This window comes from Rufibacter sediminis (genome assembly GCF_014269285.1).
In the GTDB taxonomy this organism is placed as follows: Bacteria; Bacteroidota; Bacteroidia; order Cytophagales; family Hymenobacteraceae; genus Nibribacter; species Nibribacter sediminis.
The window spans coordinates 131485-148376 of record NZ_JACOAF010000020.1 but is presented as its reverse complement, the minus strand read 5'-3'; the positions used below and the strand labels follow the sequence as shown (position 1 = coordinate 148376).

Annotated in this window: 14 protein-coding genes; 3 read left to right on the top strand and 11 right to left on the bottom strand. The window is 51.0% G+C overall.

What is annotated here, in order from left to right; translation table 11 throughout:
• The 7 genes from mnmG to H7U12_RS07310 form a co-directional block, all read right to left on the bottom strand.
• Nucleotides 1–1863 (bottom strand): tRNA uridine-5-carboxymethylaminomethyl(34) synthesis enzyme MnmG, encoded by a 1863-nt coding sequence (gene mnmG, locus H7U12_RS07340; protein WP_186635274.1) that lies wholly within the window; start codon nt 1861–1863, stop codon nt 1–3.
• A gap of 69 nt (nt 1864–1932) precedes the next feature.
• Nucleotides 1933–2364 carry an rRNA maturation RNase YbeY gene (gene ybeY / locus H7U12_RS07335; protein ID WP_186635271.1) on the bottom strand — a complete coding sequence of 144 codons (432 nt, stop codon included), beginning with the start codon at nt 2362–2364 and terminating at the stop codon, nt 1933–1935.
• Complete coding sequence (locus tag H7U12_RS07330; RefSeq protein ID WP_123127003.1) at nt 2345–2764, bottom strand: ATP-binding protein; 420 nt, start codon at nt 2762–2764, stop codon at nt 2345–2347. Before H7U12_RS07330 ends, ybeY begins: the two co-directional genes overlap by 20 nt.
• 33 nt (nt 2765–2797) lie before the next feature.
• Entirely contained in the window at nt 2798–6118 is a 3321-nt protein-coding gene (locus H7U12_RS07325; RefSeq protein WP_186635268.1) for a DUF4175 family protein, read from the bottom strand.
• A 358-nt stretch (nt 6119–6476) separates the two neighbouring features.
• Entirely contained in the window at nt 6477–7250 is a 774-nt protein-coding gene (locus H7U12_RS07320; protein WP_186635265.1) for an exodeoxyribonuclease III, read from the bottom strand.
• Nucleotides 7247–7591 (bottom strand): hypothetical protein, encoded by a 345-nt coding sequence (locus H7U12_RS07315; protein ID WP_186635262.1) that lies wholly within the window; start codon nt 7589–7591, stop codon nt 7247–7249. The genes H7U12_RS07320 and H7U12_RS07315 overlap by 4 nt, the downstream gene beginning before the upstream one ends.
• 235 nt (nt 7592–7826) lie before the next feature.
• On the bottom strand, nt 7827–8183 hold the full coding sequence (locus H7U12_RS07310) for a carboxymuconolactone decarboxylase family protein (protein ID WP_186635259.1): 357 nt from the start codon (nt 8181–8183) through the stop codon (nt 7827–7829).
• 69 nt (nt 8184–8252) lie between these two features.
• On the opposite strand from H7U12_RS07310, the gene H7U12_RS07305 reads away from it, so the two are divergent.
• A complete protein-coding gene (locus H7U12_RS07305) occupies nt 8253–8966 on the top strand; it encodes a ComF family protein (RefSeq protein ID WP_241749212.1) in 714 nt (237 codons plus the stop codon).
• Between the two features lie 380 nt (nt 8967–9346).
• On the opposite strand, the gene gldJ is transcribed toward H7U12_RS07305, so the two are convergent.
• Both gldJ and H7U12_RS07295 read right to left on the bottom strand, forming a co-directional pair.
• Nucleotides 9347–10534 (bottom strand): gliding motility lipoprotein GldJ, encoded by a 1188-nt coding sequence (gene gldJ, locus H7U12_RS07300; RefSeq protein WP_186635256.1) that lies wholly within the window; start codon nt 10532–10534, stop codon nt 9347–9349.
• A 73-nt stretch (nt 10535–10607) separates the two neighbouring features.
• Nucleotides 10608–11684 (bottom strand): PorP/SprF family type IX secretion system membrane protein, encoded by a 1077-nt coding sequence (locus H7U12_RS07295; protein ID WP_186635252.1) that lies wholly within the window; start codon nt 11682–11684, stop codon nt 10608–10610.
• A gap of 45 nt (nt 11685–11729) precedes the next feature.
• Here H7U12_RS07295 and H7U12_RS07290 point away from each other — a divergent pair, with 45 nt between their 5' ends.
• Together H7U12_RS07290 and H7U12_RS07285 are read left to right on the top strand one after the other, a co-directional pair.
• Nucleotides 11730–14747, top strand: a complete 3018-nt coding sequence (locus H7U12_RS07290) for an AsmA family protein (RefSeq protein WP_186635249.1) — start codon at nt 11730–11732, stop codon at nt 14745–14747.
• Between the two features lie 134 nt (nt 14748–14881).
• The gene (locus H7U12_RS07285) at nt 14882–15673 is read left to right on the top strand and encodes a DUF4382 domain-containing protein (protein ID WP_186635246.1); all 792 of its coding nucleotides are present in this window, start codon (nt 14882–14884) and stop codon (nt 15671–15673) included.
• A gap of 145 nt (nt 15674–15818) precedes the next feature.
• Here the strand turns inward: H7U12_RS07285 and H7U12_RS07280 are convergent, their stop codons facing one another.
• Both H7U12_RS07280 and H7U12_RS07275 read right to left on the bottom strand, forming a co-directional pair.
• Nucleotides 15819–16304, bottom strand: coding sequence for a DinB family protein (locus H7U12_RS07280; RefSeq protein WP_186635243.1), 486 nt, complete (start codon nt 16302–16304; stop codon nt 15819–15821).
• 84 nt (nt 16305–16388) lie between these two features.
• Nucleotides 16389–16781 carry a diacylglycerol kinase gene (locus H7U12_RS07275; RefSeq protein ID WP_186635240.1) on the bottom strand — a complete coding sequence of 131 codons (393 nt, stop codon included), beginning with the start codon at nt 16779–16781 and terminating at the stop codon, nt 16389–16391.
• Between the last annotated feature and the right edge of the window lie 111 nt (nt 16782–16892).

The following is a 16892-nucleotide window of genomic DNA, read 5'->3' as shown; positions in this document are numbered from 1 at the left end:
CTATTTTCCTAAATATACCATCAGGATGGAGATATCTGCGGGAGATACGCCACTGATGCGCGATGCTTGTCCTAAGGTTTCTGGCTGGATTTTGAAAAGCTTCTCGCGGGCCTCATTTGAGAGCGCGGTAATGGCTTTGTAGTCCAGCCGGTCTTTGATGCGGTAGTTTTCCAGTTCCTCCATTTTGGAGGCCATTTGATTTTCTTTCTCAATATAGCTCGCATATTTCAGAAGAATAACCGCCTGCTCCAAGCTATCGGGTAAATATTTGCTCAAGTACAGTTTCAGGCTCTCGGATGATTCCAGCAGATGCTCCAGTTCCACGTTGGGGCGCTTCAATAAATTACCCGCTTTGGCTCTTTCGCTGATGGGTGCGGAGTCAAGTGAAAGCAGCATGGCGTTCACTTCTTCCGGCTCAATTCCTTTTTGCTGCAGATAAGTCAAGACTTCCTGCGTCTCCTGCTTCTTGCGGTTCACCTTTTGCAGACGTTCTTCCGAGGCAAGCCCCAGTTGATAGCCTTTCTCCGTCAGGCGAAGATCGGCGTTGTCCTGGCGCAGCAAGATGCGGTGTTCGGCGCGCGAGGTGAACATGCGGTACGGCTCGTTTGTACCCTTGTTTACCAGATCATCGATCAAAACACCTATGTACGCCTCTGATCTTTTCAAGACGAACGGTTCTAAGTTATGCACCTTATTATGGGCGTTAATTCCCGCCATAAGGCCTTGGCAGGCCGCTTCCTCATATCCGGTAGTACCGTTAATCTGTCCTGCGAAGTAGAGGTTATCCACCAACTTCGTCTCCAAGGTCAGGTTCAATTGGGTAGGCGGGAAGAAGTCATATTCAATGGCGTAGCCCGGCCGGAACATCTTCGCGTTCTCAAATCCTGGGATTTCACGCAGCGCTTTCAACTGCACATCTTCGGGCAAGGAACTGGAGAAACCGTTCACGTACACTTCCACAGTGCTCCATCCTTCCGGTTCCACGAAGATCTGGTGCCGGTCACGATCCGCGAAGCGGTTGATCTTGTCTTCAATGGATGGGCAGTAACGCGGACCCAAACCTTGAATTCTTCCCTGGAACATGGGCGATTTCTCAAACCCGGTTTTCAGTATCTCGTGAACTTTGGAGTTGGTGTACGTAATGTAGCAGCTCCGCTGATTCGTAAGCGCCGGCGTATCAGTGTAGGAGAACTTAGACGGATTCTCATCGCCTTTCTGCTCTTCCATCACGTCATAGTTCAGGCTGCGGCCGTCTACGCGCGGAGGCGTTCCGGTTTTCATGCGGCCGGCTTCAAACCCTAAAGAGACTAACTGCTCCGTAATGCCTTTCGCTGATTTTTCGGCGGCTCTGCCGCCGCCTAATTTTTTCTCCCCAATATGGATGATGCCGTTCAGGAACGTACCGTTGGTTAACACCACAGCTTTGGCTTTGATCTCAATGCCCAAACTGGTTTTCACCCCTACTGCCTGGCCATCTTCTACCAGGATCTCGGAGACCATCTCCTGCCAGAAATCAATGTTGGGCGTTTGCTCCAGAGCCATTCTCCATTCCTCGGCAAAGCGCATGCGGTCACTCTGGGCCCGAGGGCTCCACATGGCTGGTCCCTTTGACATGTTCAGCATCCGGAACTGGATCATGGTCTTATCCGTGATGATTCCGCTCATACCGCCTAGGGCGTCAACTTCTCTTACAATTTGGCCTTTGGCCACGCCGCCCATAGCTGGGTTGCAAGACATTTGGGCAATGGTGTTCATGTTCATGGTTACGAGTAATACCTTCGACCCCATGGTGGCGGCCGCATGTGCAGCTTCGCACCCGGCATGTCCCGCCCCAACTACTATTACATCATAACTTGTGAACATAGTGTGGATTAGTGTGATGTTTCACGTGAAACATTGTTGATAAGTGAGGAAAACTACAGAAAGAGGTGTTTACAACTTTAGGAGATCTAAACACTCATTTTCCTTGGAACGCATTAACTCCTTCTTTTCAGGAGTCTTATCATCAAAACCGAGTAAGTGGAGCAAGCCATGGGCCATGACCCGGTGGAGCTCCTCTTCTGGGGATATGTTGAAAGTAGCGGCATTGTCCACAATACGGTCTATACTAATGAAAACATCACCTTCAATAACTCCTTCAAAGTCGGAATTATCAAAGGTGATGACATCAGTGAGCGTATCATGCTCGAGGTATTCTACATTCATTTGATGAAGATATTCATCGGAACAAAAAATGTAGTTCAAAGATTCTAGTTCGAAGGAATATTTCGAAATAATTTCTGAAAGCCACGTTTTGACCTTCTCTTCGTTTTTAACCTCAAATTCTACCTCTTCGGTAAAGAACTCAATGGGTAGTTCCTGCATTCTCAATATTGAAAGTTAAAGAAACGGTGCGGCCGTCATTGCTGAATGAAACATCGTCGCAGAGGTTTCGCATTAAGAAGATACCTCTGCCGCCGGGGTTCTCCAGATTCTCTGGGGCAGTAGGGTCAGATAAAGTCTCAGGGTCAAATCCGTTTCCTTCGTCCTGTACTTCAAACCGCAGTTGGTTGGGCTCCACGAAAAGAGAAAGATAGACGTTCTTATCTTTATCAAACTTGTTACCGTGTCTGATGGCGTTGTTCACAGATTCCGTTACGGCAACCATGATATTACCATAGATGTCATCCTCAATCTGAAACTTCTCCCGGGAGTTGTCAATGAAGCTCTCCACGATGCGGATATTCTCAATGATAGAAGGAATCTGAATTTTTACTTGATTCATAATATGTGTACTATATCTGAAATGTCTGCAAATCTAATAACCTAATTGCTTAAAATAAGCATCTACTTGCTTTTTATAATAAGGTGTTAAAGCAGGTAGGTTCTGACGGAGCGTTTCTGTCTGCTGTTTCTGCCGTTCCTGGTACTTTTGAAGCGATGGCGGGATGCGGGCGGGCAATTCCTTGGCGGTATTGGCTTCCCGTTTCTCGTCCAGATCACGTTCATTGGCGGCTTTCTCAGCCTGCAGCAAACGAGTCAAAATCTCTTTCTGCCGCATCATGGTCTGCTCTGTAAGACGTTTATTAACGAGATCAGTTTCGGTTTGTTCCATGAGCTTGCCCAAATTACTGAGTTTCTCCCCTCCTTCTTTGCCCCCAGGCTGGGTAGGCGCTGGCGCCAGATCTTTCATGGCGTTGCGCAGCATTTCCTGTTGAGCCGCCAAGCGGGCGAGTTGTTCAGACAATTGCTGGCCGCTTTTGCCGCTCTGCTGCAGTTGCTGGATCTGCTCATTCAGCTGCTGCTGCATCTGCCCCAGGGCCCCCGGCTGGTTCTTCCCGTTCTTGCCTTTGCCTTTCTTCTTGCCCGGACCCGCCTGCTGCATGGCCATCATGGCTTGCTGCATCTGCTTCTGCACATCGCTCAACATGAGAGCCAGGTTATTCATGGAAGTCATGGCCAGTTGCTGGTGCTGGCCGGTTTTGGGCAGGTTGCGGTCTTTAATGGCTTCAGAACTGTTCTGCATCTCGCCTTCCATGGCCCCTACTTCCCGGGTTACAAACGATTGAATCTGCGGCACGCGTTTGGCCAGCGAGAGCAGGCTGTCTTCAATGATCTTGGCATCATCAGATAATTTGATCTGCTGCTGGGCCAGACCGATGAACCGAGGGTCGCTCTGCTGCACGTTGCGGAAGTCTTTCATGAGCTTTTCCTGATCAAAGGACAGCGTGACCAGGTTCTCCAGAATATCGCGCAGGTGATCCAGGTTCTGCTGCGCCTGCTGCGAATCGCTTTCCATTTCCTGGCTCTGCATTTGCTGCGCCATCTGCTTCATCTTCTGAGCCGCCGATTTCTGCGACTGGCTCGCTTTCTTGTTCTGACCTTTCTGCATAGACTCCTGGGCGTTCTCCTGCTCCTGCTCAATCTGCTCCTCCATCTTGTCAGTGTCAGGGATGTCCTCAGGATTCTCCAATTGCTCGTTCATCTTCTCGGCCTCCTTGAGTTCTTCCTGCATCTGCTTGAATTCCTCTTGCAGCTGCTTTTGTTCCTGCTGCAGACCTTGATCAGGCTTGTTGTTTTGCTCACCCGTTTTGTTGGCGAGATCTTCCTGCTTCTTGGCAAGGTCATCTAGCTTCTGCTGGGCATTGTCCAGCTTCTGCTCAACCTGTAGCTGTTTGAACATCTCCAGCAAGCGGTCCAGCTCTTTCTGCAGGTTCTCTTCTTTGTTGTTGAGTTTGTCCAAGAGCGGCTGAATTTGGGCGGGGTTGGGCTGTTTCTGTTGCAGGAGTTTCTCCAGTTGCTCATAGAGCTTCTTGGTCTCATCGTCCAGCAGTTGGTCCATCATCTTTTTGAGCTGGTCGCGTTTTTCGGCTAGTTTCTCGTTTTGAGGCGAGAAACGCTCCTGCTGCTGGTTCAACTGCTCGTTCATCTTCTGCAACTGAGCCAACTCTTCCTGCAAAGCTTTCTTCTTATCGGCGAGTTCCTGTAGGGCTTTCTTGTCTTGGTACGACAGTTCTTTCTTTAGTTTGGTCTTCTCCTCGTTCTGCTCCAGGGATTTCTTCAGTTCCTCGGCCTTGGTAAGCGAAGACTTCATCTGGGACTGTACCTGCTGCGATGACTCCTCAATGGATTTCTGCACTTCAGACGGGTCTGGGTACTTGAAGATGAACGTAGACGTGCGGGCACTCTTCGGCTGCGGCACTTGGTCGTTGTCGGTGACCTGCACATAGTATTCCAGTCTGTCGCCGGGCTGCAGGTTGAGCGGTTTTAGATTCAATTGGCGGAAATACGATTGCGTGGCCAGAGAACCGCTGAACGGAATAGAAACGGCTCTGTAGTTCGTGGCGGCCTTGTTTCCTCTGAGCACGCGGTAATGCAGGGAAAGATTGCTGAAGCCGTAATCATCAGAAATGGTCCCCCCCACCACTAAATAGGAGTACAGCACCGAGTCGCGGAACTGCTCCATGGTAATCTCAGGGTTGCGGTCTGGGATGACGGTAATCTGGTGCGAGATCTGTTCTTTGTTCTCTGAATAGCGATTCTTAAGGTGCATGCTGTAGTGCTGGCTCTGCATGAACGATTTGCTCACCACATATTCCTCATCACGCGTATGGGCTTTTACTTTCTGAGCCGGTGCATCAAACTGGAGCCAAAGTGAATCGGCGTTCTCAGCGGCGAGGCGCCAGGTTACCTGCGTGCCTTCAGGGATGGTCAAATCACCGGTATTGTCCAGTGTTTCAGCGGGACGTTTGGTGTAGGCCGGGTATCTCAGTTCTGCCCTCAACTGACGGAGCATCGGCCGGGCGACTACATTCAGGTGGTTTTCCTCCGAAAAGAACCCCGCGCCGGTTAACTGGAAGTCCACGGGCTCCTGCACCTGCTCAAATTCATAGACGTACGTCTGGTCCTTCAGCTTCTTCAATGGCATCTGGCGTCCGTCAATCACCAGGGAAACCTCCTCCGGCACCGAATTTCCTTCAATGTTCACCTTCAGCTGAAAGTTCTCGCCCTTGAAAGCCTGCAAGGAAGGGTTCTGAATTACGAACTGAAAAGGAGCTTTGGGCGTGTAGTGGCGCTTGAAATGGATGATGCGCTCCGTGCCCTGCACAAACAAAGCCGGATAAATAAAGGCCAGCACCAGCACCAAGGTCAGCGGCAAGAGCAGGTATTTGAAATACGATCGGTTTTGGGTGAATTTGATGCGTTCCGGGAAACGGTAGCCTACCAATTCCTCGGAGCGCTGCTCCACGCTGGCGGCCACCAGATCATTGTTCAACGCCACATTCTTCAACTGGAGAAGGTTGAGTAGGTGGTCCTGAATCTCGGGGAAATAGTGCGAAACCTGTTGGGCGGCCTGCTCATCGGTGAGGAGCTTCTTCAGGTTGGTCAGCGCCATAATGGGCGTCCAGAGCCACCGGACAACGGCAAAAGCACTAATGGCGAGAAACGAGAAGAACAGGAAAGCGCGCACCTCCGGCTGAAAATAGAAGAAATATTCCAGCACCGTGATAAGCAGATAAGAAGAAAGCACCAGCCCCAACGTGAGTAAAGCGCCTTTGAAAAGCAGGTTCAGGTAGAATTTGCGCTTGAACGCCTGAAGCTGCTGTAAAACTGTATCTAAAGAACCGGCAGCCCGCATAGAGAAAAAGATTAGAGAAGCCCGAAACGGTAGGAGTTTTTCTGAAAGTACCAGCCGTTTCCGTTTACTATCATACGTATTTAATCAGCAGAGTATTAACTCTTTTGCTGCCTAATTTATTGTTAATTCTCTGATTTGGGAACATAGCCAGCGGTTTTTGTCCCATTTTCCTGAAAACAGGTGTAAAACGGGACCAGCCAGGAAAATGGTTCCTGCTTACTGATCTGGAGAGGACTTGTTGGTAACTCAAGAAGACGGATACCCAATATTCACACTGGGCTGAAAGCAAAAATGCGTTTTTAGCCTGTTTCAAAGGAAACAGACCAAAAACGCATCTGGTAAGTTGTCAATAGGAACCTTAGTTTTCCACGGGGTGCATCTCCAATAAGATGGGGCAGTGGTCTGAGTGTTTGGCTTCGGGCAGAATAGCCGCCCGCTTCATCAACGGTTTCAGATGCTCAGATACCAACAGATAATCAATGCGCCAGCCCAGGTTCTTGGCCCGAACATTGGCCCGATAGCTCCACCAGGTGTATTGATGTGGCTCCTGGTTGAAGTGCCGGAACGAATCTATGTAGCCGTCCTGCAGGAAACCAGAGAACCAGTTCCGCTCCTCCGGCAGAAAGCCCGAGCTGTTGGCGTTCGATTTTGGGTTGTGGATATCAATGGCCTGGTGGCAGATGTTGTAATCGCCGCAAATAACTAAACCGGGCACGGTGTCCTTTAAACCCTGAATGTACTGTTGAAAATCGCGGAGCCACTCCATCTTGAAGGCCTGCCGATGTTCGCCGCTGGAGCCCGAAGGCATGTACACATTCAACACCGAGTAGCCGTCATAGTCCGCCCTGATCACTCGGCCCTCCTGGTCGTACTGCTCAATGCCGCAGCCGATACACACGTTTTTAGGCTCCTTTTTAGAAAGGATGGCCACGCCGCTGTAGCCTTTCTTTACCGCCGGATGGATGTACACGTGATACCCGATCTCCTCAAACGGAGCTTTGTCAAACTTGGTCTCGTCGGCTTTGATTTCCTGCAGGCACAGTACATCTGGATTGGCTGCTTTCACCCAATCCACAAAGCCTTTAGAGATGGCCGACCGGATGCCGTTTACGTTATAACTGATAATCTTCATGCATTCATTTCGTCAAAATACTCCAGCGCGTGCCATTTGAGCATGCGCTCCTGCTCTTTCAGGTTACAGGCCGGCAACGGCTTTACTGATTTCCAGTGCGGCCATCCCTCCTGATCTAAGCCATCCAGTTCATAGTAACCAGACAAACTCAGAAGCTTGCAGGTGGCAATGTGCATCAGGTCCTGCTTCTCTTCTTTGGTGAACTCCCGTACCCCTTGCCCAAGTTCCTGCACGCCCACCAAAAAGAGGATGGCGTTCAGGTCTGGTTTCTTTCCAAATTTCTTCTTGATGTCCTGGCGCAAAGCAGCCCACCGGACATCAAAATCTTCTTCGTTCTCCATAGAATTGCTGTGTATAAGTGGCGTAGCGGAGGCGTGGATTACTTTCTGCTATCCGCCATTTTTGTAATGTATTTCTGGCCTTGTTTTATGAAAACAGCCCTAAAACGCAGCTGTAAGTAGATTTTCCGCTTTATCATTCTTTGTGGTGGAACGGCAAATAAAGGAGTAATCCACAGGTGAAAGCAAACGGTTTTAGGGCTGATTTCTGGAAAACAGGCCGGAAACAGGAATGGTTCTAGGCTTGGGTTTGCCCTTCGGTTTTCAGTCCTTCCCAGTACTCAACGGCTCTTCTGAAGTGCGGGATCACGATGGAGCCGCCAATCAAATTCGCAATGGCGAAGACTTCGTACACTTCCTCATCTGAGAGGCCACACTCAAAGCATTTGCCCAGGTGGTACTTGATACAATCGTCGCAGCGCAGCACCATGGAGCAGGCCAGGCCCAGCATCTCTTTGGTTTTAACATCTACCGCGCCCTCGGCGTAGGCGTTGGTATCCAGGTTAAAAAAGCGTTTGATTACTTTATTGTCCGCTTGCATGATCTTCTCGTTCATGCGGGTGCGGTAGTCGTTGAATTCTTTTACTTGGCTCATTGTTGTGCGTCATTAAAGGCGGCATTCTGCGCCGCTATGTAAAGTTACATCAAAATCTGTAAGTAGTCTATGTTGCAGCGGCAGATGGGCCTCCGGTCACTTTACCATGATTTCCTGGCTCTGCTTTTCCCGGAGGATTGCCGGGCCTGCGCCGGTGAGTTGGCCCTTGGCGAGGAAATCATCTGCAGCCACTGCCGCATTAAACTCCCTTACACCGACTTCCACCTCTCCCCTACTGCCAATCCTTTGCATGAAGTTTTCTGGGGCAGAGTCCCGCTTCAGTTAGCGGTAAGCTTCCTCAAGTTTCAGGAGAAAGGACGCGTGCAGCGGCTGCTCCATCAGTTGAAATACAAAGGCCAGGAAGAAGTTGGGGTGGTGTTAGGCAGGTGGTTTGGCGCTCAGCTACGAGAGCAGAAAGCGTTTCAGACGGTAGATGTCGTAGTCCCGGTACCGCTGCACCCAGGTAAACTGAAGCAGCGCGGCTACAACCAGGTAGAAGGTTTTGCGCAACAACTAGCCGAGGCGTTGGATGTACCCTTGGCCAGAAAGGCTTTGCAGAAAAACAGATTCAGCAGTACGCAAACGACGAAGAACCGGCAGGCCCGTTGGGAAGCCATGCAGCAGTTGTATGCCATCCATCTGCCGGAAGAGATCAAAGGGAGACACGTCCTGTTGGTAGACGATGTGATCACTACTGGTGCCACCCTGGAAGCCTGTGCTCAATTACTGCTGCGGAATGGGGCAAGCGCCGTGAGTGTCGCTTCTATTGCCTACACATTATAACTGATGTGACGCAATCCTGTTTGCGGTTCCCGGCGAGTCTGGAGACTCGCATCATCCTATGTCACGAGACGGAAGTCTCGCGACAGCTTCTGCTATTACCAACTTCTTCTATTACTCGCTTTTTCTATTGTCAGGCTCAGGACTCGCAACTCAAGACTCATTGTGACCTCGTAGTGCGCGCAGTTCCTGCGAGTGTTTTTCCGTTTCCAAGCAGTTTTCCGCAAAACAGGTCAGAAACATTAGCGGCATTTTATTCTAGCAGACAGATGATTTCTACTGGACAATTTGAGTTCTCCGCGTAAGGTGCGTTTACAGCTACCCCTAAAACAGGAAAGGCCGGATATACCGGCCTTTCCTGTTTATAGAGATGTTGTGATTTTTTATTTGTTTGAACCAGTGTTGATCATGGCGCAACGGAAACCGATGGTAGAGGTAGCAGAATCCTGCTCCATGAAACGACGGGTACCTGGAGACAACCAGTAGGCCACATCTTTCCAAGAACCACCTTTGTATACCCGTACGGTATTGGTGATCAAAGACTGGAAGCCTGCTACGTCATACAACGCAGAGTCATCCATTACACCATTCCGACGTACTGGGTTCAGGTCTTCCACATCCTGGAAGGAAAGCGGACGGTACACGTCTTGTACCCACTCGTTCACGTTACCCGCCATGTTGTACAGACCGAAGTCGTTGGGTGGGTAAGCGTACACGTACTCAGTGATCATGGCACCATCGTTCAATGAACCGGCAATACCGGCGTAGTCACCACGGCCGCGTTTGAAGTTAGCCAGGAACTGACCTTGCCCTTTGCCATATGGGTTCCGCACCTGGTGTCCATCCCAAGGATAGATCCGTTTATTGGTTTGGTTTTCTTCTTCGCTCAACTGCGTCCCGATCAACGCCTGGGCAGCATACTCCCACTCCGCTTCTGTTGGGAGACGGTAGTTGGGCAGAATAGCGCCAGACTCAATAGGAGGAGTTGTGCCTTCCGGAAGATCACCGTCATAGTTAGAAGCCAGGTTTTTGTTTACCATGGCCGTACGCCAGGTACAATAGTCCTGCGCCTGTAACCAGCTCACGCCTACTACCGGGTAGTAACGGAAACCTGGGTAACGCAGGTAATAGCTTACGTACGGGTCATTGAAAGACAATTCGCGCTCCCAAACAGTGGTGTCTGGCAAAGCTTTGGCGTAGATTTCTTCAGAAGAGTCTTTTCTGATGTAGTGCAGGTACTCCAACCAGTGAATGTTGGCTACCTCGGCTTCGTCCATGTAGAAAGAAGCGATGGTCACCGTACGCTCAATGTTGTCACGGGTCATGGCCACATCTTCCTCAGAAGAACCAAGAGTTGTTCTACCGCCTTCAATAAACACCAAACCCGGACCTTCAGGTACGTCGCTGTAGTCCGCTACGGCAAAACCCCCTTCTTCATCATCATAGGCGATACCGGTGGCAGTACTATTCTTCCCCGGGTCTTGGCTAGTGGGACGTTTGTTCTTGGAACAGGAGGAAAAAACAATTGCTCCTGCGGCCAACACGTACAGTAAATGTTTAGACAGTTTCATAAAATTGGTAAATACCAGATAAATTGTATTCTTTTGATCAAATGTGGCTTTTAACACGCAATAATAGAGAAAATTAGAATGCTGGGCAAGCAATCCGATTGTATTTTTTGTCGTAACCAGATCTTTTAAAAATCTTCAAGTAATCCACTTTCTCAAAAGAAAGAACCAGCTCGTGCGTGGGGCCCGTGGAAACCGGGCTAACCGCCACCGGATGCCGGTACCCATATCCTATTTTAAATCCTTTATGGGTAACGCCTAGTATCCCCTGGATAGTGCCCACCGCTGAAGTATTTTTTGCGCCCGGTAACATAGTGGCCCCCAGCCCCAACGTTACGGGGGTGATGTTGGCGTAAATAGTTGCATCTAAGCGGTTAAAGGTGCCTTGGTGCGTATACGAAAAAGTAGGAATAAAGCTGATTTCCTCGAAATGATTTCGGTCAAAACGGCTTCTCACGTAGAACTTGTACCCCGTCTGGAATTGCAAGACCGGAGCCACCGTGCTGGCAGCCATTTCACCTACCTGCGGCTTGTTTACATGGTGACCGGAAACCCCCAGCCAAAACTGAGGCGTGAAAAGCAACAGCCCGCCAGACAAGGTGAGATAAGAGGTTTTATCCAATCCGAAGGTTTCTGCCGTGGGGTTGGTAACGGAGCCGTTGGAACCCAGCTGGTCTTCGAAGATAAGTCCATTGGTGGAGGGTTTCTGGGTGCCGTAGCCCACCTGCATGCCAGCGCTTAGATCCAGTTTGCTCCTTAGTTTAGTATGATAGGCGTATAACAGCCCCGCCTGTATTTTCTGGTAACCACCCGTCGGAGCCTTGTCTGACAGAAAGGTGGCACCAAAGGCGTTCCTGCTTTCCTGAAACCGGTACTCTCCGCTGGCCCATTGGGTGCTGTAGCCGTTGTTCACCCCCGTCCATTGTGACCGGTGACCGGCGGTGATGCTGTAGTCAGACAATAATCCGGTAAAAGCAGGGTTTAAAAAGAGACGGTGGGCATACGGCAATGTGCTGGTGCTTTCCTGAGCCATCGCCCCGAAAGGCGAAAAAAGCAAAAAAGTACCCCCTAGCAACAGCCACTCCCTGCCGGTTTTCCTCCGGATCACGCCACGGCACACAAATTGCAGGAAGACCTGTAAGCGTATATTCATTTGAAAATACCTAAACTTACAAGCTGAAAACACATCATTACCAACATGAGGAAAGTATTTATAGGGCTGGCTATCTTTATTGTAGTGTTGCTAGCCGCCGCCGCACTAGTGCCGATCTTATTCAAAGATAAAATTAAAGAACGTCTGGATAAAGAAATAGCCAAAAGTATTAATGCCCGCGTTCTATACGAAACCAATAACGTAAGTCTGTCTATTTTTCGCACATTCCCGGATTTAGGTTTGAGTGTGAAAGAACTCACCATAGTAGGAAAAGATTCCTTCCAGCGCGACACGCTGGCCTATTTACCAGATTTTAGCCTAGGACTGGACCTCATGAGCGTCATCTCCGGTGACCAGATAGAAATCAACTCGGTGCAGATGGACGAACCGCGCATCAAATTACTGGTGCTCAAAAGCGGCAAGGCCAACTGGGACATCTTCATTCCAGACTCCGCCGCCACGCCAGAAACGCAGGACACCACCGATTTCAAGATGGGCATAGAGGAGTGGAACGTCAGCAACGGCCAGATTGTGTACCAGGACCTGAGCATCCCGTTCGCGGTGAACGCCTATAATGTACAGCACACCGGCAGCGGCGATCTGGCCAAAGACGTTTTTGACATGGAAACCAAAACCCAGGCCGAACGCTTCACCATGACCTATGGCGGCGTGAACTACATAGAGAACAAGAAACTAGACGCTGATGTGACCATGGCCATGGACCTGACCAACGCCAAATACACCTTCAAGGACAATAACTTCCGGATCAATGATTTCGCCTTGGGGATGGCCGGCTCCATTGCCATGCCCTCTGATGACATCAACCTGGACCTCACGTTCAAAGCGCTGGAGACTGATTTCAAAAACATCTTCTCCCTGGTGCCCGGGGTGTTCACCGACAAATTCAAAGACGTAAAGACCGATGGTAAAGTAGCCTTCAACGGGTACGTGAAAGGGATCTTCAACGAAACCACCATGCCCGGTTTTGGCGTGGACCTGAAAGTGAACGACGGAACCTTCCAGTACCCGGACCTGCCGCAGGCCGCCCGCAACATTAACATTGACATGAGCGTGAAAAACACCGATGGCAACGTGAACAATACTTTAATTGACGTGCGCAAGTTGCACCTGGATCTGGGCAAGAACCCAGTAGACGGCCGCGTGGTGGTAGACGGACTGGAGCCGATGAAAATAGATGGCAACCTGAGAGCCAAACTTGACTTAGCTGAGGTCACCAAAGTGTTTCCGCTGGAAGGCACCACCCTGCGCGGTTTGTTGGACGTAGATGCCCAGGCCAAAGGCGTGTATTTTGAGAAGCACATGCCCGTAGTCACCGCCAAACTGAACCTGACCAACGGCTATGTAAAATCGTCTTCGTTCCCCGCGCCGCTGGAGCAGGTGACGGTGGCCTCTACCGTGGTAAACCGCACCGGCAACGCCGCCGATACCGATATTCAGATTTCCCGTTTCAGGATGCTTTTGGACAAAGAACCGCTGGAAGGCCGCGTGAGCATCAAGAACCTGGCCCAACCCCAATTTGACGCCGACGTGAAAGGAGTTCTGGACCTGACCAAACTCACCAAAATCTTCCCGATAGACGGCACCACCCTAAGTGGACGCCTGAACGGAAACATCCTGGCCAAAGGAAAAATGACCGATGTAGACGCCGGACGCTACGGCAACGTGCAGGCCAGCGGAACGGTGCAGATCGCCAACCTGAACTACAAGAGCACCGATCTGCCTCAGGGCATGCGCATCAACTCGGCGAAGGCTACTTTCAACAACGAGCAGGTGGCGCTTCAGCAGCTGAACGGGTTCCTGGGCAAAAGCGATGTCCAGATGAACGGAACCGTCTCCAATTACATGGGCTACCTGTTTTCTGAGAACCAACCCCTGCGGGGGAACTTCACCTTGAATACTACCAACTTCAATGTGAACGAGTGGATGGTGGATGAGCACACCGGCCAGGCTGTACCTTCTTCTGCGCCGCAGGCCCAGGGAGTAGTGCAGGTGCCGGCCAACCTGGATGTGGTGTTGACAACCCAGGCGGGAACGGTGGTGTATGACAACCTGAAACTGCAAAATCTGAAGGGGAAAGTAACCCTTAAAGATCAGATAGCCAGACTGGAAGATGTGACGTTCAACACTCTGGGCGGGCAGTTCTCCACCACGGGTTCCTATGATTCCAGAGACCTTATCCACCCTACTTTCTCGTTCGGCTTAGATATCAAGAACCTGGATTTTCAACAGTCCTTCAACTCATTCAATACCATTCAGAAGCTGGCTCCCATTGCCAAACTCTTGAAAGGCGAGTTCTCCACTAAGTTCAACTTCAGCGGAGAGCTGGGCAGTGACATGATGCCTGTTTTAAGCTCACTTTCCGGAAAAGGCATGATAGAGGTAGTGGAAGCGGTGGTCACCAATGTTCAGGCCCTGAGCAAAATCAGTCAGTTGACCAACCTCAAGGAAGTGCAGAACTTCACGTTGAAGAACCGGGGCTTCGCCGCCGAGATTGTCGGGGGGAACCTGGTCGTGAAACCCTTTGATTTTGCCGTGGGCGACATCAAAATGACCGTAGGTGGCACCAACAACGTCAGTGGAAAAGTAGACTACGTGGTGGCCATGGATGTGCCCTCCGGTAAGGTAGGAAACGCTCTGGCGGGCAAGATCACCAGCTTAACGGGTGTGCAAAACCTCAACGGCCTGGAGCGAGTAACCCTGCAACTGGGCGTAACCGGAAACTACAACGACCCCGCCGTGGCGCTGAAAGGCAGTAGCCTGAAAGCTGAGGCCTCTTCGCTGGTGAAACAGGTGGTGACCAGCAAACTGGATGACGTGAAAGAAAAGCTGAACGTGAACGTACCCACCAACAAAGACAGCCTCAAAGCCGAGCTGGCCAAGAAGCAGCAGGAAGTTGAGCTGAAAGCCCGCCAGGAACTGGAGGCCAAAAGAGTAGAAGCCGAACAGAAATTAAGATCGGAGGCCAAGTCACGGCTAAACAAGTTATTAGCTCCCAAGAAGCCCGCGGCTACCCAGCCCGCTGATACCACTAGGCAAAAGTAGCCCTCCGCTGGCATAAAGTTTGTTTAAGGCCTGTTTCCCAAAAACGGGCCTTAAACAAACACGCTACCTTTTTTTAAGTGTCTCGTAGAAGGTCCGGCTATCAAGGGATAGTGTTTCACCCATACACCTTTTACATGAAGAAGAGATTCTTTTTTGCCATGCTGTGGACGGCGGCCCTCGGGTTCGCCTCTTGTTCAGATGAGAAAGACCCGTCCGGGTCAGCGCGCATGGAAGTACGCATGACCGATGCGCCCGGCGAGTACGATGAAGTAAATGTGGACATTCGCTCGGTGCAGATCCACCGTGAAGCCAACGACAATGAGGCGGGCTGGGAAACGTTGGAGAACATCCGGCCCGGCGTGTACAACCTGCTGGATTTCGCCAACGGCCGCGATACCTTACTGGCTAGTGCCACGCTGCCCATCGGGCGCATCTCGCAGATACGATTGGTGTTGGGGAACAACAACTCCCTTAAGTTGAAAGGCGAAACTACCCCGCGGCCGTTGACCACGCCTAGTGGCCAGACCTCTGGTTTGAAACTCCAGATCAACGCTGATCTGGAAGCCGATGTCACCTATGTGGTACTCCTGGACTTTGATGCGGCCAAATCAATTGTTCCACGTGGCAACAGCGGCCAGTACAACCTGAAACCCGTGATCCGGACGTTGACCAAAGCCGTAGCCGGGGGCATCAGGGGAACCGTAACGCCTGCCGCCGCCAAACCTGGCATTCTGGTGATCTCTGCGGCCAACGACACCATTGGCGGATTTGCCGACGATGCCGGTAGGTACCTGATCAAAGGCATTCCGGCCGGGACCTATAAAGTACAGTTCAGCACCGCAGAGCCGTACCACGGCAAAGAACTCACCAACATTGTAGTCACCAATGACAGAATCACCGATATTCCGGCTGTTGATTTAAACTAACGGAATTGGCGTAGTATATAAAAAGGAAGAGGGGAAGCTGTGATGGCCTCCCCTCTTCCTTTTTATACCTCCCCTCTTCCTTTTTATATTTATGATCGTTTTGAGCCTCTTTTCAGGAAATCGGGCTTAAAACAAGTTCAGATCATCAGATCTCCAGATCCTGACCGTACCGGATGCGCACAAAGGTCACATAGTCTGAGTTGATGGGCTCATGACCGGCCAGGCGCAACTCACGGGCTACCTGACCGCGGTGGTAGGTGGCGTGGTTGATGGCGTGGGTCAGGATGTCCTGCACCTTGGTGGAGTATGCCTTGCCTTGGGTGTTGGTGTACTCAATGGTGCGGTTCAACTCGGCCTCATCGGCGTTGGCGTACAGTTCCGCTAGTTTCTGGGACGTTTGCTCGTGCAGCTGGTGCAACTCTGCCAGGGTATGCCGCTGCAGCACGGTCACCGGGCTTTTGGTGCCGGTGATGCGGGCAATCCAGATTGCCTGGGCATTCAGGAGATGGCTGAACATGAGCTGGGCATAGTCAGGCAGGTCTCCCTCAAGGCGGTCAAGGCTTTTCAGCACGCGCCAGTTCGCCCATACGTTATATTCGGTCAGGTTTTTGAGAACGTCGTTCGTAGTCATTGGTCAGGTAAATTGGGTCAAGAAACAGGCTTCTGCCTTTCAGAATCGGGCAAAAGTAGTAAACGTGGGGTTCAGAAAGAATGTTTAGGAATACTTTTGCAGCAAAGCCAGGAAATAGGGTAGAAATACCAACAGTCCGGCAATAGCCGAGGTGAGAGACGCCACCAACACGGCCCCGGCGGCAATGTCCTTCGCTTTACCGGCCAGCGGATGAAACTCCGGAGAGACCAGGTTCACCACCACCTCCAGGGCCGTGTTGAAGAGCTCGGCCATCCAGACCAGGCCAATGCAGAAGCAGACAATGACCCATTCCACCGTAGTCAGCCCAAAGTAGAGTCCCGCACTCACCGCCGCCCCGGCAGAGAGCACGTGCCACCGCAGGTTAATCTCTGACCTGAACGCCGCCGAGATGCCTTTAAGCGCGTACCCAAAACTGTTTAAGCGCCTCCTTATAAAGGTGGGTTGTTGTTTCTCCATTTTGGGTACTTACGGAATGTCGCCGGAACGGGTCTATCTCCCTTTTCTGCTTGCCCTATCTCTTAGTACCAGGCGTGCGTTTTAGGGGTCTTTTCAAGAAAATGCCGCTAA

Coding starts and splice junctions, on each gene's coding strand:
- H7U12_RS07310 (WP_186635259.1), bottom strand. CDS start 8,183: ATGAGCCAAGTAAAAGAATTCAACGACTACCGCACCCGCATGAACGAG.
- H7U12_RS07290 (WP_186635249.1), top strand. CDS start 11,730: ATGAGGAAAGTATTTATAGGGCTGGCTATCTTTATTGTAGTGTTGCTA.
- H7U12_RS07320 (WP_186635265.1), bottom strand. CDS start 7,250: ATGAAGATTATCAGTTATAACGTAAACGGCATCCGGTCGGCCATCTCT.
- H7U12_RS07275 (WP_186635240.1), bottom strand. CDS start 16,781: ATGGAGAAACAACAACCCACCTTTATAAGGAGGCGCTTAAACAGTTTT.
- H7U12_RS07315 (WP_186635262.1), bottom strand. CDS start 7,591: ATGGAGAACGAAGAAGATTTTGATGTCCGGTGGGCTGCTTTGCGCCAG.
- H7U12_RS07330 (WP_123127003.1), bottom strand. CDS start 2,764: ATGAATCAAGTAAAAATTCAGATTCCTTCTATCATTGAGAATATCCGC.
- H7U12_RS07305 (WP_241749212.1), top strand. CDS start 8,253: ATGTTGCAGCGGCAGATGGGCCTCCGGTCACTTTACCATGATTTCCTG.
- H7U12_RS07280 (WP_186635243.1), bottom strand. CDS start 16,304: ATGACTACGAACGACGTTCTCAAAAACCTGACCGAATATAACGTATGG.
- ybeY (WP_186635271.1), bottom strand. CDS start 2,364: ATGCAGGAACTACCCATTGAGTTCTTTACCGAAGAGGTAGAATTTGAG.
- gldJ (WP_186635256.1), bottom strand. CDS start 10,534: ATGAAACTGTCTAAACATTTACTGTACGTGTTGGCCGCAGGAGCAATT.
- H7U12_RS07295 (WP_186635252.1), bottom strand. CDS start 11,684: ATGAATATACGCTTACAGGTCTTCCTGCAATTTGTGTGCCGTGGCGTG.
- mnmG (WP_186635274.1), bottom strand. CDS start 1,863: ATGTTCACAAGTTATGATGTAATAGTAGTTGGGGCGGGACATGCCGGG.
- H7U12_RS07285 (WP_186635246.1), top strand. CDS start 14,882: ATGAAGAAGAGATTCTTTTTTGCCATGCTGTGGACGGCGGCCCTCGGG.
- H7U12_RS07325 (WP_186635268.1), bottom strand. CDS start 6,118: ATGCGGGCTGCCGGTTCTTTAGATACAGTTTTACAGCAGCTTCAGGCG.